The 24015-nt window shown below is 43.0% G+C and carries 16 protein-coding genes and 1 pseudogene; 4 read left to right on the forward strand and 13 right to left on the reverse strand.

Translation table 11 applies throughout. From position 1 onward, the window contains the following. The coding region (locus AC5RDS_RS13550; RefSeq protein WP_494222374.1) for a hypothetical protein at window positions 1-188 on the forward strand (188 nt) is incomplete at its 5' end. Window positions 189-593: 405 nt separating this feature from the next. On the opposite strand, the pseudogene AC5RDS_RS13555 reads toward AC5RDS_RS13550, so the two are convergent. The 9 genes and pseudogenes from AC5RDS_RS13555 to AC5RDS_RS13595 form a co-directional block, all read right to left on the reverse strand. Then, a pseudogene (locus AC5RDS_RS13555) lies at window positions 594-839 on the reverse strand (GNAT family N-acetyltransferase); the annotation flags it as partial. Between the two features lie 223 nt (window positions 840-1062). Continuing rightward, window positions 1063-1977, reverse strand: a complete 915-nt coding sequence (locus AC5RDS_RS13560; RefSeq protein WP_022160111.1) for a hypothetical protein — start codon at window positions 1975-1977, stop codon at window positions 1063-1065. A gap of 30 nt (window positions 1978-2007) precedes the next feature. Then, complete coding sequence (locus AC5RDS_RS13565) at window positions 2008-3441, reverse strand: RagB/SusD family nutrient uptake outer membrane protein (protein ID WP_022160112.1); 1434 nt, start codon at window positions 3439-3441, stop codon at window positions 2008-2010. A gap of 11 nt (window positions 3442-3452) precedes the next feature. After that, complete coding sequence (locus AC5RDS_RS13570; RefSeq protein WP_022160113.1) at window positions 3453-6845, reverse strand: TonB-dependent receptor; 3393 nt, start codon at window positions 6843-6845, stop codon at window positions 3453-3455. A gap of 130 nt (window positions 6846-6975) precedes the next feature. Continuing rightward, window positions 6976-8127 carry a FecR family protein gene (locus AC5RDS_RS13575; protein ID WP_326343904.1) on the reverse strand — a complete coding sequence of 384 codons (1152 nt, stop codon included), beginning with the start codon at window positions 8125-8127 and terminating at the stop codon, window positions 6976-6978. 219 nt (window positions 8128-8346) lie between these two features. Further along, on the reverse strand, window positions 8347-8925 hold the full coding sequence (locus tag AC5RDS_RS13580; RefSeq protein ID WP_041556268.1) for an RNA polymerase sigma-70 factor: 579 nt from the start codon (window positions 8923-8925) through the stop codon (window positions 8347-8349). Between the two features lie 374 nt (window positions 8926-9299). Continuing rightward, the gene (priA, locus tag AC5RDS_RS13585) at window positions 9300-11732 is read right to left on the reverse strand and encodes a replication restart helicase PriA (protein ID WP_368318142.1); all 2433 of its coding nucleotides are present in this window, start codon (window positions 11730-11732) and stop codon (window positions 9300-9302) included. A 130-nt stretch (window positions 11733-11862) separates the two neighbouring features. Continuing rightward, complete coding sequence (gene pfkA / locus AC5RDS_RS13590) at window positions 11863-12843, reverse strand: 6-phosphofructokinase (RefSeq protein ID WP_013610701.1); 981 nt, start codon at window positions 12841-12843, stop codon at window positions 11863-11865. Window positions 12844-12863: 20 nt separating this feature from the next. Further along, window positions 12864-13712: a 4-hydroxy-3-methylbut-2-enyl diphosphate reductase gene (locus AC5RDS_RS13595; protein WP_013610700.1), complete on the reverse strand. Its 849-nt coding sequence runs from the start codon at window positions 13710-13712 to the stop codon at window positions 12864-12866. Window positions 13713-14044: 332 nt separating this feature from the next. Between AC5RDS_RS13595 and AC5RDS_RS13600 the strand changes: the two genes are divergently transcribed. Continuing rightward, a complete protein-coding gene (locus tag AC5RDS_RS13600; RefSeq protein WP_288791948.1) occupies window positions 14045-16384 on the forward strand; it encodes a DUF748 domain-containing protein in 2340 nt (779 codons plus the stop codon). A 232-nt stretch (window positions 16385-16616) separates the two neighbouring features. On the opposite strand, the gene AC5RDS_RS13605 is transcribed toward AC5RDS_RS13600, so the two are convergent. After that, complete coding sequence (locus tag AC5RDS_RS13605; protein WP_172720375.1) at window positions 16617-18185, reverse strand: hypothetical protein; 1569 nt, start codon at window positions 18183-18185, stop codon at window positions 16617-16619. A gap of 293 nt (window positions 18186-18478) precedes the next feature. On the opposite strand from AC5RDS_RS13605, the gene AC5RDS_RS13610 reads away from it, so the two are divergent. Next, a complete protein-coding gene (locus AC5RDS_RS13610; RefSeq protein WP_046405179.1) occupies window positions 18479-19312 on the forward strand; it encodes a hypothetical protein in 834 nt (277 codons plus the stop codon). Between the two features lie 304 nt (window positions 19313-19616). Continuing rightward, window positions 19617-20471, forward strand: coding sequence for an endonuclease/exonuclease/phosphatase family protein (locus tag AC5RDS_RS13615; RefSeq protein ID WP_022160121.1), 855 nt, complete (start codon window positions 19617-19619; stop codon window positions 20469-20471). Window positions 20472-20591: 120 nt separating this feature from the next. On the opposite strand, the gene AC5RDS_RS13620 is transcribed toward AC5RDS_RS13615, so the two are convergent. The 3 genes from AC5RDS_RS13620 to AC5RDS_RS13630 are packed head-to-tail and all read right to left on the reverse strand — an operon-like array spanning window position 20592 to window position 24008. Beyond that, window positions 20592-21689 carry a thioredoxin fold domain-containing protein gene (locus AC5RDS_RS13620; RefSeq protein WP_306446055.1) on the reverse strand — a complete coding sequence of 366 codons (1098 nt, stop codon included), beginning with the start codon at window positions 21687-21689 and terminating at the stop codon, window positions 20592-20594. 4 nt (window positions 21690-21693) lie between these two features. Beyond that, window positions 21694-22875, reverse strand: a complete 1182-nt coding sequence (locus tag AC5RDS_RS13625) for a TlpA disulfide reductase family protein (RefSeq protein ID WP_140403427.1) — start codon at window positions 22873-22875, stop codon at window positions 21694-21696. Window positions 22876-22886: 11 nt separating this feature from the next. Beyond that, the gene (locus AC5RDS_RS13630; protein WP_022160124.1) at window positions 22887-24008 is read right to left on the reverse strand and encodes a TlpA disulfide reductase family protein; all 1122 of its coding nucleotides are present in this window, start codon (window positions 24006-24008) and stop codon (window positions 22887-22889) included. Window positions 24009-24015 lie beyond the last annotated feature (7 nt).

A 24015-nucleotide genomic window follows, 5' to 3' on the forward strand; every position in this document is an offset into this window, starting at 1 on the left:
ACGTAAGTCGGAGGTGTTCGTGTTTAGAGACCATTGGAGCTCTGTCGAGTGTCGTCTTGCTTTTTCTGAACGCCCGACCGGTGGTGTCTGACGAACGTAATGAGGAGTTCCGCCGGTCAGTGAAAGAAAAAGGTAGACGACCGACAGAAGCGACCGGGTCTCCAAACACGAACACCGAAGACGAATAAGTACAAAATTAAACCTACGTATTCCAGTTTTTTAACAATTCAGTTTACTTATACCTCATGATATAACCCGATCTGTTTCAATCTTGAAATAATATCCGTATACTCTCACACATTATATCCCTGAGAGCAAATTTATTTCCGCTCTCTCTTTCTAACAACGATGTAAAATGGGAAAGAACACGCTGCTTTTAATACCAATACCTCTTCCAAAGTCTTTTCCATCACAATTTTCTCCGCATTTCTCAAATTAAACCTTCCTTTCAAATGATCTAATATCCTATCCGGCTTGTAACTTCTCCGACTTACCGTAATTCAAAACTAACCTGCTTACCGTTACTTCACCGACTAAAACTTACCCCTGCTATATCCCTCGTATTCCATACTGTACATATCAAAACCTTCTGCCTAATAGTCCTTTTTGATTTCATTTAAGGTAAACCCTTATTTTTCATAAAATTTATAAGCAACCTGTAAAGTCCTGACAGTTATTTTTTGGATACCGGGAATAGTTTTCAGCACTTCAATTCTATATTTCAATAATTTTGTCCCTAATGATTTACCCTGAAAGTCCGGATGTATGATATCCCAACTTATTTTCCCTATGGTTTTGTTTTCTGCAAAATTTATTCCACCACACCCGACAACATGACCAATCGGAATAAGGAAAGTTTTCTTTAAAGACCATTGCATCAATCATGGGTGTATAAAATTTTAAGAAATTTAGATTTATATATGACCCGTAGTAGCTGGAATAAAATCAAAAGTTACCATCATGTAATAGTAGAATAATATAATAACCGGGCGGAAAAGCTGCCCGGTTACATTTTCCAGCCCCAATACCGGCAATAGTAGGATGCCCGAAAACATCCCCTGATTATTGGGGAATGGTCTGGGTCTTACATTTAAAATCGATGTATCTGCCGGAGGCTCCAGCAATATTCATAATACCTTTCCGGCCGTCTTCCGTTATAAAACCTATATTATCACCTTTTTTTACCTGAATTTTCGTTACTGTATTTGTAAAATCTATGGCTAGAATCTCTTTATCTTTCACCTTTGTAAAATTTATATCCTCCAGTTTTACCATACGGGTTCTCCGCATCTCCGTCAGTACATAATCCGTAATTCCCTGCCCTTTCAGTCTTTCAACGACCTCCGGATCTGTGGGTGAATAGATAAAATATTCCCTGGCGCCGTCAGAAATAGAATAAAAATCAATATAAGGAATATTCCTCTTATAATAAGTAGCTAAGTTGGGATTTACACCATAAAGAGCATCTTTTTCCGAAGAGTAAAAAGCATAATTCTTGGAAGTATAGGTATTGGCAAAAAAGAGCCCTTTCTTACTTTCTTTATAATTAGCAACCAGCATCGAAGAGGTTATAGTCTGGAATTTCCCATTGACAGCAGTCACCGTAAAATCCAGGCTGATTGATTCTCCGGGCAGAGGAGGAACAACGATGGGATATTCTATAATTGCAGTTTTCACCGGACGGCTTAAATATCCATTTGAATCCACTGTAACAGAGTCCACTAATACAATTGTCGGTAAAGCCGGAGCAGAATCCAGTTCATGACTAACATTCGAAATAACAACCCGTTCAAGTCCACTCATACTCTGCGCCATCAATTTATATACATACACATCCTTGGGATTTGCATAAGGTTCTTCTATGGCTTCCAGCATAATCAGACGCAGATTATCTTTTTCTTCAAAACGATCATCGATACTGTTACACCTCCAGCAACAACATCCTAATAATAGAATCAATATATATTTAAATCTCATAACAAGCAATCTAAAATCATTAAACATTCATTACTCCCGTATAAACACCGGATTAGGCTCCATCAGGGTATTGTAACTTACCTCATCGTCCGGAATCTGCCAGGCTAACTGTTTATCATCTGAATAAACAGGATTCAGTTCCGATATCAATCTTTTACCTGAAGATAAACGCATCCGGACAGCAGCAAACCATTCAGCCCCATTTTCCAGTCCCATTTCCCGGACGATTTCATAAAATATGGTTCTGACCAAATCATCCCTGTCCGAAAAATCTTCCGCTTTTAAAAGCACATTGCCCGAACGCCGACGCAAATCATTCAAAGGAGCCAACACATCTGCAACCGACGCCCCATTATGTTCCAACGCCTCAGCCTGAAACAGTTTCATCTGAGCCAAACGCATATAAAACATCGGACAATTTCCGTCCGTACGCCATAATTTCTTTAAAATCAACGTCTTATTTGTCGAATTAAACTGTTCATACAATACCGAATCGAAAGTCAAAGCATAACGGGTGTCATTGGTTGCGTTGAAAATATCGAGGAACTGCTCGTTGGGCTTATATTTTCCACACATCAATTTTTTTATACTGGCAACATTCATATCCACATCGGCCAACTTTTTAGCAGAAAGGAAACGGGAAAACATGATTTCAGTAGATTTATAACCGTTTTTAAAAACATTCTCAAAGCTCTCTTCCAGCTTAAATTCATAATCAGAAAGTACTTCATTTGCCAATTCCGGCACTTTTGCGTAATCTTCATCTGTTCCCCTCAGTAATAAAACTTCCACTTTGAACCCCTTTGCCAATCCTTTGGAAGCGGAAAAAACATCTTTATACCCAGGTCCGTAATTAATAGCATAATCCAAATCCTCCAGAATCAGATCATAAGTCTCCCGGACTCCGGAACGTTTCATATTATTATTACTCAGCGTCCCAGGCACACGACGCATCAATGGCCCGTATTTACTATCCAGGTCCCAGAAAAATGCATAATGCTTCATCAGATAAAGCTGAGCAAAAGCGCGCAGGAAGCGGGCTTCTGCAATAATCTCTTTTTTACGCCCCCCAACAAAGTTAGCATCGTTCACTTTTTCAATTGCTGCCAACAAATTATTGGCAGCATTAATCATTTGCCCACACAATTTCCATTTTTCCAGCAATTCCCTGTGTTCAGAAGGAACAGACAAAGCTTCCAGATTTCTCTCATAATCTGAAGATCTGTATGTCCCCTCCAACAGCCCACACCGATAGGCATCATCAACTAAATAATAAGCAGAAAACACACCATAGTCCCCCAGATAAGAATATACGCCCAGCAAAGCTGTTTCAGCAGAAGCCTGATCTGTGACAGCCGTTGCATCTGAGACCTGATACTCAGGAATCTCTTTATCAAATAAAGAATTACATCCGGATAGCAGGACCATCAGGACCATCACTAATATATAATCTATCTTATTCATAGGATATATCATTACTTAACTGACAATTTAATTCCAATATTATAGGTTCTAGTCTGCGGATAAGCAGTATAATCGACAGCAGCTCCTGCTATCTTATCGTTCCTGTTAAAACTTTCAGGATTTGGGCCGGGATAACTGGTAAAGGTATACACATTGGTAATCGAACCGAATAGTTCGGCACGATCAATAAAACCTGTCCGTCTCAACCAGTTAGCCGGCAACTGATAAGTCAAAGAAATATTATTGATCTTCAGATAAGAGGCATCATGCAGCCAAAAATCTGTCATCCCGTAATTCGTACCATTCAAACGGATTTTAGGATAATCGTTGGTCGGATTTTCCGGCGTCCAACGTTTTAAAGCGATATCTAACAAATTCTTCGGCCGGGCTGCATTAAACTGAAACTGCCTGCCCTCGGCATCCCAACTTTTCATATTCCCATAACTAAATGTTCCGGACATACTAAATGTAAATCCTTTATAAGTCAGACGGGTAGAAAAACCACCCGAAAAATCAGGTAATGAACTTCCCAGAACTGTTTTATCTTCATAATTATTCGCCGTAAAATTTACATAACCATCGTTGGATAAATCCAATAATTTGATATCTCCCGGCGACAAAACATCCGAACTGAATTTCTGTTGATAGGGCATATCGGGATTTAAAGCTTCACATGCTTCAATTTCCTCCCAATTCTGGAAAATACCGTCACTCTTATAACCATAGAACAGTCCAACCGACTTCCCTTCTTCTATCACAGTATTATTCAATGCTGAAGATCCTGGAGATGAGACATATTTAGAATCCAGTCCCGTGACTTTGTTTAAATTCTTGGAAATATTGAAAGAAAACGACCAGGACAAATTACGGGTATTAATAATTTTAGCATTGATATCAAAATCTATTCCCCGATTCTCTATAGCTGCAAAATTTACATTTGCAGAAGGCAGGCCGATCCCCGGAGACAAGGTATACCGATAGAGCAGATCTTTTGTCTTTTTCTTATAGAATTCTAATGTTCCTGAAATACGGTTATTCTTGAAAAATCCATAATCCAAACCCAATTCATAAGAAACAGTTCCTTCCCATTTCAGGTTATTATTACCCATCGATCCTGGGACAATAGCAGGCTGATCCAGGTATTCCGTAGCATCATACAATGTTCTCCAGCCATATTCATCCACATATCCCATTCCTACCTTTCCAACACTGGCACGTAATTTTAAAAAGTTAATCACTTTATTATGCCGGAGAAATTTTTCTTCTGTCAAATTATAAGCTACAGCCAATGAAGGAAAATAACTCCAACGATTGTCAGGAGAGAAACGAGACGAACCGTCTGCACGCCAGGATACCGTCAATAAATAACGATCATTAAAACTATAATTAGCACGGGCAACGTAAGATAACAAGAGAGCACCCTTGTCATATCCCATCTGATCTTTATAAGTAACTCCCTGCCAAATTGAAGTCTGAGTTTTATCATCAGGAAAATCAGCAAAGGTCATAGAGGCATAAGAATTTTTGGAATCTGTCAAAGTTCCCACCATTGTAATATCAAAATTGTGTTTCTTTATACGTTTCCCATACATAATCTGTCCCATCAATTCCTGATTTTCAGACAGACGTTCTGTATTCGTCAACTGACCTTTCTGTCCTTTGTATCCACCACTCCCATATAAAGTCATACTCGGATAAAAATCCCGCCCTTTACTTTGTTTATAGTTATAGGAATATTGTAATCTAAGACTCAGTCCTCCGAACGGTCTGGACACTAAATAAGAGGTAATATTAGCCCCCAGATCCTGGTTCACATTATCTCTTTCCTTGGCTTCAATCATTGGATTAGATTCAAACCGTTCTTCTCCCTGATACATATATTTATGAACATAATAACTTCCATCTTCGTTGTAACAGGGTAAATCGGGCCGGGCTTCTGCAGCAACGTTAAAATTTTCCGTCTGTCCGCGTTTACTAAGATCCCCTCTGAAAGTCACTCCCATTTTCAACCATTTATTGAGATCGGTATCGAGGTTCAAATTCAGGTTATGACGACGGTTGGAAGTATTCACCAGCATCCCCTCCTCATCTATTAAGCCATAGGAAACAGAATAATTGGAAGAGTGTCCCCCTCCCCTTACGCTGATATTATGTTTATGTACCCTGGCAGGCTGCATCAATAGTTTCATCCAGGGAGTATTCACCTCCCCAAAATATCCCGGAGTGGTATAGTCTTTATAATAACGATAATCACTCAAATTCGTATACCCCTGCTCCTGGGCAGAATTACGGGTGGCTTCCAATAGCAAAAGTTTAAATTCTTCTGTATTCAGAACATTAATATCTGACACCAACTGACGTGTTCCAAAGGTATAATCGTAACTGATCAACGGTTTCTCATTCCGGCTTCCCTTTTTCATCGTGATTAAAATCACTCCGGCAGATGCCCGGGAACCATAGATTGCCGATGAAGATCCACCCTTCAATACATCAATACTTTTAATATCAGAAGGGTTCAGCTGATTGATAGAGAAATCGGAAGGCATAGGTACCTCATCGACAACAATCAGAGGTGAAGTATTCCCGGACAAGGAAGCACATCCCCTGATTTGTATCTGTACTTCTTCACCGGGAGCACCACTACCGGTCAGAATATGGAGCCCCGACACCTGTCCCTGAATAATAGTACCAATGTCTGCGGCAGCAGACTCTTCAATCAAACGAGTATCTACACTGGAAACAGAACCGGTCAAATCTTTTTTCTTTACAACACCATATCCAACCACCACTGCTTCTTCCAGACTATTCTGTTCTTCTTCCAAAATTACATTACACTCCGGACCGGTAACCACAATTTCCTGAGTTCCCATCCCTAAAAATGAAAACCGTAAAGTCAAACCTATCTTAGGTAAAGAAATTTTATAGTTGCCATCAACATCGGTAACCGTGCCCATAGTAGTTCCTTTCACCAACACCGTCACTCCCGGCAATGCCTGTCCCCGGTTATCGGTTACTCGGCCGTTCACTGTACACTGTTGCTCCTGCGTCTGTTTTTTCCGGATCACCACTGTTTCTCCCTCGATGGTATACTCCAGTCCCGTCTTCCGCCCGGTAAGTAGGCTATCGAGCGCCTGTTGCAGCGTCACCGACTGCAAATGCACGGAAATGTCCGTATAGGGCTGCAAGTCCTTGGAATTGAACAGGAAATTATAACGCGTCTGACTGCGCAATGCTTCGATCGCACGGATCAAAGATGTTTTTTCAACCTTCAGGTTGACCCGGGGTGCCGTTTTCTGCTGGGCGGTAGCCGGAAGATTCAACATTCCTCCCAGCAACAGGCAGAGCCACCATTTCAGGGCCATCCTTCCCAAGCAGGAAATTTGCCTTAGATAATTTTTTTTCATACGTTTGTAAAATTAAAAGTGATTGTTGAGCAATCGGCAATCCTGTACACGGGAGATGGAGTCAGCATCGCCCGTGTTTCTTAATCTATCGGAAGGTATCGCCTTTTGCGTAACCTTAAATTAAACTATTTCAATCGCTATCAGTCCCACCGGTATGCCGCTCCCCAAGCCAGACCTTTGTTCCTTGCCGTTCATAACGGATGTTCCATGCCTTGGAAAGCATATCCAGCGCCTCGTCGAGCGTCTGAGAACGGTTCATATAAATGTGTACCCGCGATTCCCGGAACAAGCTGTGATCGTACATCATTTCCACATTATACCAACGTGCCAGTTCGTCGATCACCTGTTCCAACGAAGCGTCCTTGAATACGAACTCCCCATTTTTCCAAGCCAGTGTGGACATCAGGTCGGCCTTACCCACGATCAGCGCATGCGCTTCACCGGCAGCGATCCGGCATTGCTCACCGGGTTGTAACACAACAGCCTCCTGGCCCCTGGCCACTTCCACCTTCCCATGAACCAGGGTAGCCACAGCTTCCTCTCCCCCATACGCTTTCACATTGAACTGTGTACCCAATACCCGCACCGTTCCCTCACGGAAATCCACCCAAAACGGGCGTTCTCTTTCCTTCGCCACCTCGAAATAAGCCTCACCTTCCAGAAAGACCCTGCGTTCGCCGTCTCCGAAAGCCTCCGGAAACCTCAGCCGCGTCTCTGCATTCAACATCACCCGTGTCCCGTCGGCCAGCACCATCCTATACTCCCCACCCTGCGGCACCATGATTTCGCCATAACGAACGGTATCTCCTCCCGGTCCGCTTGCCACCGCTTCCTGCCGGATCACTCCCCCCGTATCCACACGGAATCCGGGAATCGAACCGGACAACCTACCGGGCCCGAGTTCATGCCTGCTACCATCGGACAACAGCAACTGCACCGCCTGTACCCCCTGTTCCTGCCCATCCGGCATCATCCTGCCTTCACGCGTACCCGGCAACCATACGCTCCAACCAATCCCTACCGCCAAAAGCACACAAGCCACCGCAGCAGCCCAACGGAAAATCATCCTGCGACGCCATATAGACACAGGCATCGTCTGCCAAATCCGCCGCATCCGCTGTTCTATTTCCCCATCGGGGATTTCCTCCCCGGCATAGAACCCCCGGGCATCTTCCACAAATCGCTTCCGTTCAGCCGACCCGCCTGCCCAGGATTCCACTTCCTCCCTTTCCTCCCGGGAAGCTTTTCCCATCATTACTTTTTTGATTTTATCTATTTCCATACCTCGTCATTAACCGTCTTTATAAGTAAAACAACCTTACACAAAAACAGGGGACAAGAAAAAGCATATTTTTTTTAATTTTAGTAAAAATATGTCCGATAGCCCGAACCATTCAGAAAGAAATAAGATTCCACCAACCACACACAATAATACCTCCGGTCAACATTTTGAAGAATAATACGAAATAGCTGAATAACACTGATCCGGAAATGGAATCCTTTAAATTTTACCCAAGACAGACCATAAGAAATACACCACAGGCAATGCCTCCCGTATAGCTTTGTAGGCCCTCTTGACATGGGTATGCACAGTGACTTCCGAAAGGTTCAGTTCTCTGGCAATCTCCTTATAGCTCATATCCCTGAAAATCTTCATTTCAAGCACCTTGCGCTGTTGCTCCGGAAGTTTACGCAAGCAGTCCTGCACCTTTCCGAACAGGTCCTCTCCCTCTTCGTATTGCAGGGACCCCATATAAATCAAGGCTTCGGTAAGTTTTGTCCGGTTGGTATCTTCCACACGGAGATGCTTGTAATAATTCAGGCAGGAATTTTTCACCGAAGCATAAAGATAAGTACTCACCCGTGTATCCTCCGGCAGCGTTCCCAGAACAGACCAAAAATGCATAAACGTATCCTGCACCACATCCTCCGCCATCTCCGCATTCATAAGATAAGAGAAGGCAAAACGATATAACCGGGGTCCCATTTCCTTGAAAATCCGCTCAAAAGCCCGATGAGACCGTCGCCTTAAATCTCCTGCCAATTCTGCATATAAAACTTCATCACCGTCACCACTCATAGCACAGACGTTACTGAACTGCAATATTGGTTAAAATAATTTACATAAACAATCCCCATGATCGTTTTTCCGCGGATTTCAACAGTGGAAAAGTAAATTTTACCCGGATCGAAAGTAAATAAACGCAAACCAGTAGTCTTCAACCGATAAAGCCCGGGATGTTCCAATACCCACCCGGCCTCTTTCCCAGTAAATGACCGTTCACATAGATCTCACTCCGGTTATAAATCCCTTCAAAATAAAGAAAAACCTTTTCTTACCGTTTATCTGCAGGAATCCGAAAAAAACTAAGCAGAAGCAGAGATCCACAACAGATGCGACAAAATAATTCCTAAAACAAATTTACACCCTTTTGTATTCATAACTTCACTCTTTTATTGAGGATCCACATCACAAATGACCCGAAGTGTTCCCCACTGTTTTTCTTGTTTCAATATTCTGATTTCTTCACGAAGCCTGTTTTTCACCCCCGAACAAGAGATTCCGTTTTCCAGCTTCAATAACAAAATCAGCCGATGATACCCACCGATTTTACTAATCTCCGGAACAGCAGGCCCACACACCCGTTTGCCCAGCTGCCCGCGCAAACGGACAGCCAGCCGGTTAGCGGCATTCCGTAAAGGTACCACCTCTTTATGTCTTAGTTCCACCTGAATCATCCGGCCGAAGGGAGGATATACAAACAACTCCCGTTCTGCAGCCAATTGCTCGAAAAACGTCCGGTAATTCCCATCGGTCAGCATGGTATACACTCTGTTTTTAACATCCGCCGCCTGAATAACCACTTTCCCCCGGTCACCTTTCCGTCCACTACGCCCGCTAACCTGCAACAACATACAATAAACCCGTTCCTCCGCCCTGAAATCCGGGAAATTGACCATACTATCGGCATCTATCACTCCGACCAGCTTGACATTTGCAAAATCCAGGCCTTTAGTGACCATTTGAGTCCCGATCAGGATATCGGTCTTCCCCTGTTCAAAATCTTCGATGACACTCCTGAAACGAGACTTACTACTCATCACGTCCAGGTCCATCCGGGCTACCCGGGCCTGAGGGAAAAGCCGTAATACTTCTTCCTCTATCCGCTCCGTTCCGGGTGTTCTTTCCCGGTAATGCCCCTCCCCGCAAACCGAACAACGGTCGCTCATCGACACGATAGCCCCGCAATAACGGCAAACGAGTACATGGCGCTGCTTATAATAGGTCAGACTCACATCGCAATAACGGCATTTCGGGATTTCCCCGCAACGGTCACATTGTACATAGGAAGAATAACCTCTGCGATTCTGAAATAAAATAACCTGTTTGTGTTCGCTCAGCACTTTCTCCATCTCTTCCAGCAATAAGGGAGAGAAACTACCTTTCATCAGCTTTTTACGCCGGTATTCTCCCACATCGGCCAAACGAATTTCGGGCATCTGAATTCCACCATAACGGCTGTTCATCTGTACATACCCATATTTTCCGGTAAGCGCATGTTGAAAAGACTCGAAAGAAGGCGTCGCCGACCCTAACAGGACTCTGGCTTCCGACAATTTCCCCAGCATAACCGCAGCATCCCGGCCATTATAACGGGGTGCAGGTTCTTTTTGTTTGTAAGAAGCGTCATGTTCCTCATCCACAATAATCAATCCCAGATTCCGAAAAGGCAGAAAGATCGACGAACGGACTCCGAGTATCAATTGAAAAGGTTCGTCGCTACATTGCTTCCGCCACAATTCAGCGCGCATATTATCCGACATACCGGAATGATAAATTCCGATACGGTCACCGAAAACCCGTTGCAACCGTCTTACGATCTGTACGGTTAAAGCGATCTCGGGCAGCATATACAACACCTGCTGTCCCCGATTCAGATATTCCTGTATCAGACGAATATATACCTCCGTTTTCCCGGAAGAGGTCACCCCTTGCAACAAAACACAATCTTTTTCAAGGAAAAAATCCCGGATGCGCCCTAAAGCGCCCTGTTGTTCTGCATTGAGCTGCCAAGAACTTCCTCCGGCGTCTCCGTCTCCTCCCAACCGACTTATCTTTCTTTCTTCGACCTTCAAAATCGCTCTGTCACACAATCCTTTGAGTGTAGCGGCCGATTGTCCGGTCAAACGCAACAATTCCCCTTTCTCGATCTCAGTTTTACCCCATTCGATCCATCTGCAAAGCATAGCATATTGGGCCGGTGCTCTCTTCAAGCGATCCAACAACGCCCCCAATTCTTCCTCTGTATACTCTTTTGCCCAAGTGACGATACGCTCCGTTTTTTCCCGGAACAAGTCGTCCACTGTTTCTTTAATCTGGATGTAATTCCGGGCCAACAGATTTCTCACCAACGGAAGCCCGTTTTTAATTTTCAGATATTTCTCCGCTTCTTTCAGCGAAACATATTCGCCAGGCTGTAAAAATCGGAGTAAGATTTTTTCGTTCGTAGTCAACCCCACATAATCCACATCCTCCGTGGTGCGGGTAATACTGGTAAAACTCTCCAAACGGAAAGCCACCGGCAAAGCCGCCTTCATCACTTCGCCGGGAGTGGCCATATAGTACCCGCCGAGCCACAATAAAAACCTCAGGTGCAGAGCCGAAAACGATACCTGTTTCTCGACGACATCCTCGATAGGCTTTACCTGATATCCGACAGGCGCCTGGTCATGTATACGACCGACCAAAGCGGTATACCGCTTGTTACCGGCAAACGACACCAATACCAATGTACCCTCGCGAACCTCGCTTTCCAGAGACACAGGCACCGTATAGGTATACATTCCTTCTACCGCCAGGGGCACGATGACATCAGCATATCGCATAAAAATATTTTAATACCATTTATTCACAAAATACCCGAATGAGAACTCATTCATCATGCAATAATAACAAAAATAACGGTAAGAAAGCGGGATGCTCCTACCGTTATTTCATTACCAAGACCAGATTCTATTAAATAGACAGAATCCGCACCAGATTCAATAATTCAGGATTCAGGTTTTTGGTATGCTTGATCGTTTTGTTAAAAGGAACATGAACAATCTCTTTATTCATGATTCCCAGCATAATGCTCTTCTGATCATCCATCAAAGCATCGACAGCGGCAGCACCCAACTGACTGGCCAAAACCCGGTCGAACTGAGAAGGAGAACCGCCTCTCTGCATATGTCCCAATACAGACACCCGGATGTCATACTCGGGATGTTTCTGAGCCACCTTTTCAGCAATGCTGTAAGCCCCACCTGATTTTTCACCTTCAGCGACAATCACGATTCCACTGGAGGTTTTCGGATTATAATCTTTTTCAATAAAATGTTCCAAATCGGTCAAGTCCGTTTCCACTTCCGGCACCAACACAGCTTCGGCACCGGTGGCGATAGCGGTACGTAAAGCGATAAATCCGGCATCACGTCCCATCACTTCTACAAAGAAAAGCCGGTTGTGAGCACTCGCCGTATCTTTAATTTTATCGACAGCTTCCACTGCAGTGTTGACAGCCGTATCGTATCCGATCGTCGAATCGGTACCGTACAAGTCATTATCGATCGTTCCCGGAATACCTACCACCGGAATGTCATGTTCCTGAATCAATAGTTTAGCACCGGTAAAAGAACCGTCTCCCCCGATCACCACCAAAGCATCGATTTTATGCTCTGCCAACATCTGAGCGGCTTTGGTACGTCCTTCCGGTGTACGGAATTCCATACTACGGGCAGATTTCAGAATCGTTCCTCCCCGCTGAATAATATTGCTTACATCATTGGATTTCAATCTTTTGATATCTCCCTCGATCAATCCCTGATAACCACCGAAGATACCATATGCTTCACAGCCATTAAAGATAGCTGTCCGGACTACAGCCCTAATGGCAGCATTCATTCCCGGAGCATCACCTCCTGAAGTCAGTACTCCAATTCTTTTTATTCTTCCCATAATTAAATCATGTAATTCATTTATTGTAGTTCTATTTTATGTCTTATTTCTTCCATCACCCATGCCGGTGTAGAGGTCGCCCCACTAATTCCGACACTTTGAGCATTCTCCAACATTTCCGGCTTTACATCCTCCGCCCTTTGCACCAAATAAGTCCGGGGATTCACTTCACAACAAGTAGCGAACAATTGCTTTCCGTTCGAACTCTTTTCGCCACTGACAAAGATGACAACATCATGTTTCTGTGCGAACTCTCTCAGCTGAGGTATACGATTGGCCACTTTCCGGCAAATCGTATCGTTCACCACCACCTGTGCCCCGCCTTTCTCTTTTAGCAAAGCTGCAATAGCCTGAAAACCTTCCAGACTTTTGGTCGTCTGTGAAAATAAAATCACCGGACGCGAAAAATCGATCTGCCGGATATCCTCGGGATTCTCGATCACCAAAGCCTCCCCATTCGTCTGTCCGACCAAGCCCACGACTTCGGCATGCCCGCGTTTTCCGTAGATGACCACCTGTCCACCCTGTTCCCGGGTTTGCTCATAAGCTTTCCGGATTCTTTTCTGCAAATTCAATACCACCGGACAAGAAGCATCGATCACTTCAACCTCATTCTTTTGAGCGATCTCGTATGACACCGGAGGTTCTCCATGTGCTCTGAACAATACCCGGCAATGTTGCAATCGTGCAAACTGCTCGTGTTCTATCGTTTTCAATCCACGTAGCCTCAAACGCTCTACCTCGAGGTCATTATGCACAATATCACCGATACAATACAACATCCCCCGCTCCAATTCCTGTTCCGCTTTGCGGATAGCATTCACTACCCCGAAACAAAAACCCGAATGTTCATCGATCTCCACTCTCATATTCTATCTTTCATTTATCCTCCTGCTTCTTCCTCCTTCTTCACCTATTACTTCATACTTCTTCCAACTCTCCTCCCCCGCTGCCAGCTTTTAGCCTTTAGCTCTCCCGTCTCTAGCAACCTTGAGCCTCCCAACCTATAGCTTATAGCCTATAGCTTTTTTAGCTCTCTTAGCACGCACAAAGATATAATAATTTTCAATAAATTATCTGTGTAAATAAATATGATTCAGCCTAAAAAAGTTGCAATCGATAGAAATCCCTTTTCATAAACCAAATTCTAAAATTTTGATTATTTTTGCAAAATACATACATCATATATAAATTTTTAACCATGAAAATTCTTAAAATATCCACTATTACAGTGGCTGTTCTCGTCGCAGTGTTCATTATCATCGCTTGTATTTTTCCGCCGATCGCCAAAAACTACATCAATAAACATAGTAAAGAGTTGATCGGGCGTCAGATCAACATCAAAGGACTCTACATAAACATTTTCACCGGCTATGCCCGTATCACCGATTTCCAATTATTAGAAGCCAACGATCTGGATACTTTCGTTTCTTTCGATACCCTCAGTGTGGATATGTCTCTACATCGTCTGTTAGCGAATGAAGTCAGAATCAACCACATTAGTCTGACCAATCCCAGCGTAAAGGTACTTCAGCAAGGCAGTGAGTTCAATTTCGACGATCTTTTGGCCCTCGGGTCAACGGATACGTTATCCGCCGATAGTCCTGCTGCCCAGCCGGTGGCTTCTTCTACTCTACAATCGCCGGCCTCCGACAGCCTTTCTCCGGCCTCTCCGGCCACAACTTCGGCAAATCCCCTTGCCATTGCCCTCTATAATATCAGCATACAGGGAGGTCATATCCTTTACAAAGATTTAGAGCGTAATTCGGTTTGGCAAATGGAAAATTTCGGACTTCAGATTCCGGGGGTTTATTTCAGTGGTCAAAATACCGATGTCGGCATCGCATTGAATTTCAATGACGGTGGACATTTGCAAACGGCTATCCAATACAACATGGAAGCAGGCAATTATCTATTGGATATCGACCTGACCAATTTCTCAATCGCTCCTATCCAACCTTACCTGACAGATTTCACCCGGATCAGTACAATCGGCGGAATCCTGAATACTCACCTTAACATCGAAGGTAACGCCGAACATGTAACCGAATTAGTGGTTCGTGGCAATCTGGGTATAAACCACCTGTCACTTGCAGACGCCAGTCACAAAGAAGTCTTGGCTACCGATAGCATTTATATCGATATGGAAACGATCAACCCCGGAAAAGCTATTTTTCATTTTAACACGATCGCTGTCAACGGTATCAAAACCGGTTTCGAACTCCGTAAAGACGGAAATACCATGAGCGACCTGTTCCCAGAAACTCCCGAAGATACCGTCCGGGGGGCGGCAGAACAAACTCCAGCTGCCGGACCTCAAACTACAGCAACAGCCCCCGATTTCAAAGTCAGCACCTTCCGGATCAATAATTCGCTTTTCACCTTCAAAGATCAGACCTTGCGTCACCCCTTCACTTTCAGTCTGGAAAATATCAATCTGGTTGCCGACCAACTGAGTCTCACTCAAGAAAATAAGGCCAAAGTCAGCAGTACCCTCAAAAATGGAGGGACCATTATTTTCAACTACGAAGGGAAATTAGACGATCTCAGCAATACAGATATCTTACTCATTATCAATAATCTGGATTTAAAAACTTTCACTCCTTATAGCATGCAATATTTCGGTTATCCATTGCAAAAAGGGATCCTTTCTTTCAGCAGCGTGAACAATATCCGTAAGAGTATGCTGGACGGACGTAATAACCTGAATATAGCCAAATGTGAAGTCGGAAATAAACACAAAGATCCGAAACCCGATTATAACATCCCATTGAAAACAGCTTTATATCTGATCAAAGACAAAGACGATCTGATTCGAATGGATTTACCTGTAAAAGGAGACATCAACTCTCCTGAATTTTCTTACCGGAAAATCATTTTTAAGACCCTGACCAATTTATTGGTGAAAGTAGCCGTTTCTCCGGTTAACTTTCTGGCAAATTCCCTCGGTTTCTCTCCAGAAAAACTGAAAAATCTTCCATTCGAAGCAGTACAGAACGACTTTACTCCTGAACAATTGACTCAAATCAACCAATTAGCCGAAATTATAAAAGCCAAACCGGAGATGACCCTACTCCTGGAACAATTTGTCAATGTACAGCAAAGTAAGGTACAATTGGCCGATTTCTATGTAAAACGCAATTATTATCTACAGCAACACCCTGAGAAATCACAGACTACCCTGTTACCGATCGACTACAGTAAAATAATGGAAATAGATACGAAAGACATTCAATTTCTCAATTATGTCGGAACCCAGGTCAGTGAGGACAAAAAAACGGCTTATTTGGATGACCAACTTCTTTCACTGGCCGACTCGACTCAACTGAATCAACTGACCCACCAATTAATGGACAGACGCAACCAAGTCCTGAAAGAATACCTGCTCCGTCAGGAAGTCCCGGAAAAATGTATTCGTATTTCGACCGCAACTGCAGAAAAACTCGTTGCTTATAAAGGTAAGAACCAATATACCATCGGTTTGGTATTCGCAGGTGACGAACCCGATCCGGAATTAATTGCGGAAGAAACCGAAAATTAAACAGTGACAAAAGTTTCAAGGGATACAAAAGTTTCAGAATTGCTCCAACCGTTGTAACTTTTGTACCCCTTGAAATTGCTGTAACTACTAAAATATCGTTTTTTATAAAGTTCATCATCCCTGCCAAGTATTTCGTTCATTAAACTTTCACTTCTATCAGCCGCCCCTACGGCCGTAACAAAACACCCGCAGGCCATCGGCTTTATACACTAAATTTATTGTCCCGATAAATTTATAATGAACGAATATGTAACCCTATGGTCAACCGGATTTCCTGATCCGTATATTTGTTAGCCAAAGGCTGGGCAGTGATACCATTTTCATTGTAAAAACAAGTTTCGTTTTTAGAATAACGGCGGGTATAAGAAAGATCCCCGAAGAACAAGCCCACACTCAATCCAATCCCTCCGGCATAGGTGTATATTTTATTGAAAGAAGCAACATCGTGTTTATACGGACTTTGTTGAAGTCCGTATCCTCCCCTAAGACTCACCCAACTGTTCACCCGGACCTCCATTCCGGCCCGAAGATTATGGGTAGGACGATAAAGAGACCTGATCGCCCGATTAATCGGATCATAATCGACACTCCGGGATAAAGTTTTTATTTTATCCTTTTCCCAGTCATCCTCATAACTGCCGTAAATCCACTTCGCAGGACGCTTGTACTTCGCAGAGCTATAATCGACATATTCATAATCCACATCCAACATCACGTGTTGCCCCAACACAAGTCCCCAACAAAGAAACGCTCTCCAGGGAGTCCGTACATTAGCCAGATACCGATAAGGATCATAATAGGTTCCATAAGCCCTATTGGATATTTCATACTCCTGTTTATCCCGTCCGACGGAAGGATCGGTAGGCGTAGTAAAATAAGTATGAACAGAATTTTCAAGTGTATACTCCATCGTAAACCAGGTCGGCAAATGAATAGCGGCCCCCAATCGAATAGCCGGTACCGGACGATAGATAAGCCCTAGTTTCAAATTGATCCCCGTACCTCTGGTGCGACGGTATTGCCGGAATTCATAAAAATCCAGAAGTGAAGGAGCATTTTCTTCTGCAATCTCGGAATAAAGAATACGTTGTTTATCATAGGTCCACTGTATACCGAGTACCGCTCCGAGGTATAATTTATCTTTATAATTCGTTCCTCCGGCAATTGAAAACTCGCCTAGGTAACCTTTTTCCCGGATCTCCTGATATTGATCGACCCATTCGGCTGTTTCTCCATCGGTTTCCAAAATAGAATGGTAACTTTCATTTTCGTCCTGATATAACAAATAGGTATCATAAAAGGGACCGGTTGTAAAAATATTCAATTCATCCGGTTTGTATCCCTGACTTTGCCAAACATAGACATCCGTCAGGGAAGTCGGGGAATGATACACCTGCTGCCGGGTATTTTGAATATTGTTCGAAAGATCAGTATACGAAAAGCCCAGGTTAAAACCTTTCCAATCACTTTTTTCATCCTTCACGTACCCTGACAGTACCCCTCCTACCGTTCCGATCAGATAAGAAGTTTTCCTTGCAGTCAGCTCCCCGGATTCATTCCCGGAGAAATTCAATACCGAAGTATAGGTAACACTAGATTTACGGAAAACCCCGACAGCGGCAGGATTCAGATTCCAGGAAGAAATATCTCCTCCCAAAGCTCCGAAAGCACCGCCCATAGCAGCTGCCCGAGCCGATCCTGCATAAGACAAACGGGAATAATTCAATATTTCCGTCTCCGTCTGAGCATAAATCATCTCCACTCCCAACAGCAGTTGTAAAAACAGTATAATTCTTCTCATAAACCGGTCGAACTAATAAATATTGCGACAAATTAATATTTTCAGCCAGGAAATCATTGCATTTCTTAAAATATTTTCCGCGTTTTATTTAATTTTAAGAGCAAACTAAAAACCTTGCCTCATGTAAACGTTTTAAGTTGCATTTTTATACCAAACGAATGGATATAATTGCAAATCGTCAATTTTATATGTAAAATCTGTTAAATCGTAAGTTAAAATCGATTTTTACTTCACCCTTTTAGGCTCTTTAGGTGTTTTATAGATGTAAATTTAATATAAAATTGAAGGTTGATATGAAGTGTAGATTTTTATTAACAGTAGGGGTGATTTTATGGAGTACCTGGAGCGGTTTTGCAATTGAAAAAACGACGGTAAGTCTGGATAATTTGGTCAAAACATTTGAACAAAATCCGGCAAACCCTCAAACGACCATGCAATTATTAAAAGAATTGAGTAAACAAGGGAAGTCGGGACAAGATATACTGAATCGTTATTTCAAAACCCAAAGTGAAGCCGATTACTTCAAAGATTACAATTGGATGATCGTACGGGATTATGTGAACGACATCAATGCACCTCAGCTCAAATATGTTTTTGAAAATCAAGATAAATTCATCCAGCATTTTTCCAAAGACGATGTTTTTCAGAAATTAGACAATGTGTTGGTAAACCATTTGGAACAACTCTATCTCCAGAATAAGGCAGATTACGAAAACCAAATGAAGCGGATTAAAGAAACCGGATACGAGCACTACGATGTTGTATTGGATTATTTCAATATCAAAGAACTACGGTTATCCGGAAATGCCGAAGATTATTTTTACAAAGCCCGGAAGTTATTTCGCTATTTCCCGGAAAACCGGAAGATGATCAAAGAAATCACTGCCGGAGCTCTGGAAATCATGAATGATGTTTCCCGCCTGAAAGTGATCCAATTATGGGCAGGAAAAACTGTCGAATCGAAGTCCGACTTCGACGCGATTTACAATTATGTCAAAATCTCCAAAAAATGCGGGTTCAACGACATTGCAAAAAAATATGCCAACATCGCCAATAACCTGGCTAACCAATCTCAAAATCAATTAATGAAACAACAGGCCAGTGAATTGATCAGGATGTTGAATTAAGATTCTGGCAATACAATTACAACGGTGCCAACAGTTTAAACGGGAACAAGGGTTTAAAACAGAGTGGCATCGTTTTTTAGTTTCTATAGTTACAACGGTTAGACTTGACTTCTGAAATCTTTGTAACAGTGGAGATTTAATTGTTTGAAACGTACGTTTAAATCCGTTTTATATCCTCTAGTCTTTCTTTGCGGAAGCTCTCCGGTCCAGGTGATTGTCCAAAGCATTTATTTCATACTTCGTCCTCTTTTTCCTAAAAATTTCCTCAATAATTATTAGCTTTGGAGATCTAACAATAAATAACATGAAGAATCTATTTTCCACCCTTATCCTGAGCCTTTTGGCCCTCGGCTGTACCCAACAACAGCCTGAGTCCCTGCGTTTAGCGACTTTCAATATCCGTTACGATAATTCGGGAGACGGTCCCAATAGCTGGCCACACCGCAAAGACAGTATATGTGCTTTTATCCACAGGGTCGATCCCGATATCATCGACATGCAGGAAGTCTTGCATCACCAGCTGGAAGTCTTGAAAACCGGCTTACCCGAATATACAGTTGTCGGAGTCGGCCGGGAAGATGGAAAAACAGCCGGAGAATATGCACCGATCTTCTTTAAACAAGCGAAATATACCCTATTGGACCAGAATACTTTCTGGCTTTGTGAAAAACCGGACAGTGTCGGAATGGTCGGTTGGGATGCCGCTTTGACCCGGATTGCAACCTGGGTAAAATTACAAGATAAGAAGACAGGACAAATCCTTATGGTAGTAAACACACATTTCGATCACATAGGTACCGAAGCCCGCCGGAACAGTGCCCTGCTGATTATCGAAAAAATTAAAGAAATCGTTGGGACTTCTCCCGCTATTCTCACCGGAGATTTTAATGTATCGGAAGACTGGGATGCCTATAAAACAATTACCAACAACGAATTTATTCTGAAAGATGCCCACAAAGTGGCCGGAAAACGGACAGGAGTGGATTTCACTTACCATAATTTCGGTAAAATACCGGCCGAAAAATGTGAAAAAATCGATTTTATCTTCGTTACCCCACAAATCCGGGTAATCAGTTCGTACATCCCTTTCTCACAACTCAACGACACCCTATTCTTATCCGACCATAACCCCGAAATCGTCGAATTGGAGATAAAATAGAGTTGCTGAGTTACTGAGTTGCTGAGTTGAAAGAGTTGGGTCTTCCCCTTTAACTTACTCTACAACTCAGTAACTCTATTAACTCTGCAACTCTACAACTCAATAACTCAGCAACTCTTTTCAACTCTTCTCCTCCAGCCCCTTTATCATTGTTTTAAACAACGGATCTTCTTCGCTCCAACCACACGATTTTATCGTTCGGCGAATTGCCTGAAGTCCTTGTTTACATTGTGCAGGAGTTCCCTTTCCGATAAGCATTCCATTTAATTGTAAAGTTGCATTAAAACGTTCATCAGGTATCAATTTCGAAAAATTACGCCTATACATTTTCAAAGCCTTTGCCAGATCATTGTCCACATAAGCACGGGTAAAGCCGATGATATCCAATAAATAATCCATCCTTTCCACACCCGATTTTTCAACAATCGAACGATATTCCTCTAAAGTTGCCGGATCTTCAGGGCGATTTTTAAAAATCATATCATTACAATGATTTCCAATCAGAGGCAACAGATCTCCCCATATTTTAGCATTCACCTCCTCTTTTCCTACGTTAGCCTCGAAATCGCTTTTATGTTCAAGCAAATACAGATACTCCGGAGATTTCATCTCCCGGACAAAACGCTTTACCAACGGCCAGGTAGTATCCGAAGATTTCGACCGGTCGTCCAGAGTTTCCCAATATTCATGCAACACTTTTTGCATATCGTCTTTCATATAAGCATCCGAAAGCAATCCGATATATTCTATCATAAATTGCGGATTCCGTTCGCCTTGCCGGTAGCGGTGATTGAAAGCGAATAACGAATTTTCTCCACTCCCCAGCTGCACCTGTTTCAAAAACTCCCCGGCAGTCATGCCTCCTACCATTTTGTGTCTGACTTCGCCTGCTGCATCCAGAATAAAGAAAGTCGGATATACTTCCACTCCATATTTCCCGGCCAGTTCCTTCCCCTCTTCCTGCTCCATATCTTGCTTATAATTGACAAAACGGGTATTCATATACTCCCCGATATCTTTCCGGCTAAATACCTCCTTCAACATCTTCTTACAAGGTCCGCACCAACTGGTATAACAATCTATAAAAACCAGTTTATTCTCTTCCCGGGCTTTCTGAAATACCGCTTTGATCCCGGTTTCCTCAAAAACAACCTGACTCTGTACCGGTAAGGCCCCCAACAACAACACCGCAATCACACTTAATACACTTATTTTCATAACATTAAAATTCATTCTGATATTCAGTGACTACTTCTGAAAGATAGTCGAGTACCTCTCCTCCCCTTAAATCCCGGCGGATAATATATCCTTCCGGATCGACCACAAACGAATCGGGCAATCCTCTCAGATTATAAGCATCTACCAAAGGACTTTTTTTCATTCCTTTCAAATCGGTCAGACAAAGCCATCCGATCTCCTCTCTCTTCATATCCCGAATCCATTGTTCACGTTCGGTATCCATCATCATCGTAATGAAAACAATATTCCGGTCCTTCAGTTGCTCATAAGCTTTCCGGATATGCGGAATTTCTTTTTTACACCAACCACACCAGGAAGCACTGAATTCTACGAATAAATATTTCCCTTTAAAATCAGCCAGCGTATAAGTTTTCCCCAAAGTATCGAATACCTGAAAATCGGGAAATACTTTCCCGGCAGTCAATAAGCGGTCATTCTCGGCAAACTGTTTCATCTGAGCGACATAGTAGGAATTACGGAAGGAAGAATCGAAACGTTCCACGATACGCTCCACCCGATCACCGGACATCGGGGAAGAATACTGACTGGCTAAATACGCTACCACCTCACTATGCGAAGCTTCCGGTTCTTTCTCAAATACACGGTCGATCAAAACCTGATATAGCGAGTCCCGCACCACACTCATCGAACGCACTTTTACCATATCCGCTTTGTAAAATGCCAGTTGAATAGAATCGGTCAGCACAGTTGCCTGCTTGTATTCGGGCAAACTTTTCAGGAACTGCTCACAAGCGATCAACTGTTCATTCAAAGGAGCATTCTCCACCTTTAAACTCCCCTTCATATCTTCCCGTTCACTATATACTTTCATTATAGTCGGTTGCAGAAATAACCTGACCATAGGCATAAAATTTGGCTGATATTCCGGTTTAACATCAAAAAACAGCATACCCAATTGGGGATCGTCCAACTTCCCTTTCAACTTATATTTTCCTTCCCGGATTTCACAACTGTCCAAGAGTAAATTCGAAGGAGGACAAGTGTACAACCTGACCCAGCCTTCGGGTAAACCTTTAATTTCACCCATAATCGTGATTATTCCGGGCTCACGATTTTCACAACCTGTTCCCCCCAATCCCAGGATCAGACTGAACAAGAGTATCCATTGATTCATTTTCATCATTCCGGTTACTATCGATTTCACAAAATTCGGACTTACTTATAATTCTCGCGGATCACTTGTATCGTTTCCTCCCCTCGGGTATTTTTCGAAACGATACGTCCGTCCCGGTCCAGAATAATCAGGCAAGGAATACCCCCCACATAATAATCATAGGCCATACCTCCTTTTTTCCACGACATGACATCCGACAAACATTTCCAGGGATGGTTTTCTTTCCTGACATCTTTTACCCAATCTTCCCTTTTCTTATCCAGATACACGGAAACAATCTCAAAATCCTTTCCCTGCATTTCTTTGTAAACTGCTTCGATATAAGGGATCTCCACCTTACACCAATGACACCAGGAAGCCGTAAAATCAAGCAAAATCATCTTCCCTTTGAAATCCGACAAACGATATTTTTTTCCATTTACATCCTCAAGCGTAAATTCAGGTGCTATCTGTCCCACAGCCATAACCCTTTCCCGCCGAATCCGTTCCTGCATCCTTTCCAGATAGACAGACCATTCTATATCCGGAGCCAAACGCTGCAAAGCGTTTTCCAACTCATCGACAGACAGGAATGAAAAATAACTATGAAGCGTATATACCATTGCTGTACTCTTCGGAGCAAAATCCAAGGCAAACAACTGATCCAAACAGGGCTTTACCATTCCGTCAAACTCGGTACACTTGATTTTATAGGCAACGGAATCTTCGGTACGTGACAAACTGTCCCGCTGCCATTGGATCTTTTTCAGATGCCGGAATACCTCTGCAGAATTGATTCTTTCCCATTCTGCCTGTACCCGGCTACCGGTAATCTCTGCATTCTCCAATTTTTTTTCCACCTCGGCTTTCACCCGAATCGGAGTATTTGCATTTTCGGCAAGCAAACGGAAAGAGTAAGTACCCCGCTTGTCGCATGCAGCATTGTCTATCGCCAGAAATGTCAGCTGTGTCGGATGTTCGATGGAAGAACGATAAGTGAAATGTCCATTTTTCACCTCAACTGTATCAACATCATAATCATCCAATGTCTCTGTCATAACACAGAAAAAGCCGTCCCCATACCCTTTCACCTCTCCCTCTACAACACATTCTTTTGCTTTGGGTGAAGTGCATGAAAAGCAGGCAGCAATAAAAATTGCTGCCCCATATATACAATTTTTCATTCGTCTG

This window comes from Odoribacter sp. (genome assembly GCF_985060555.1).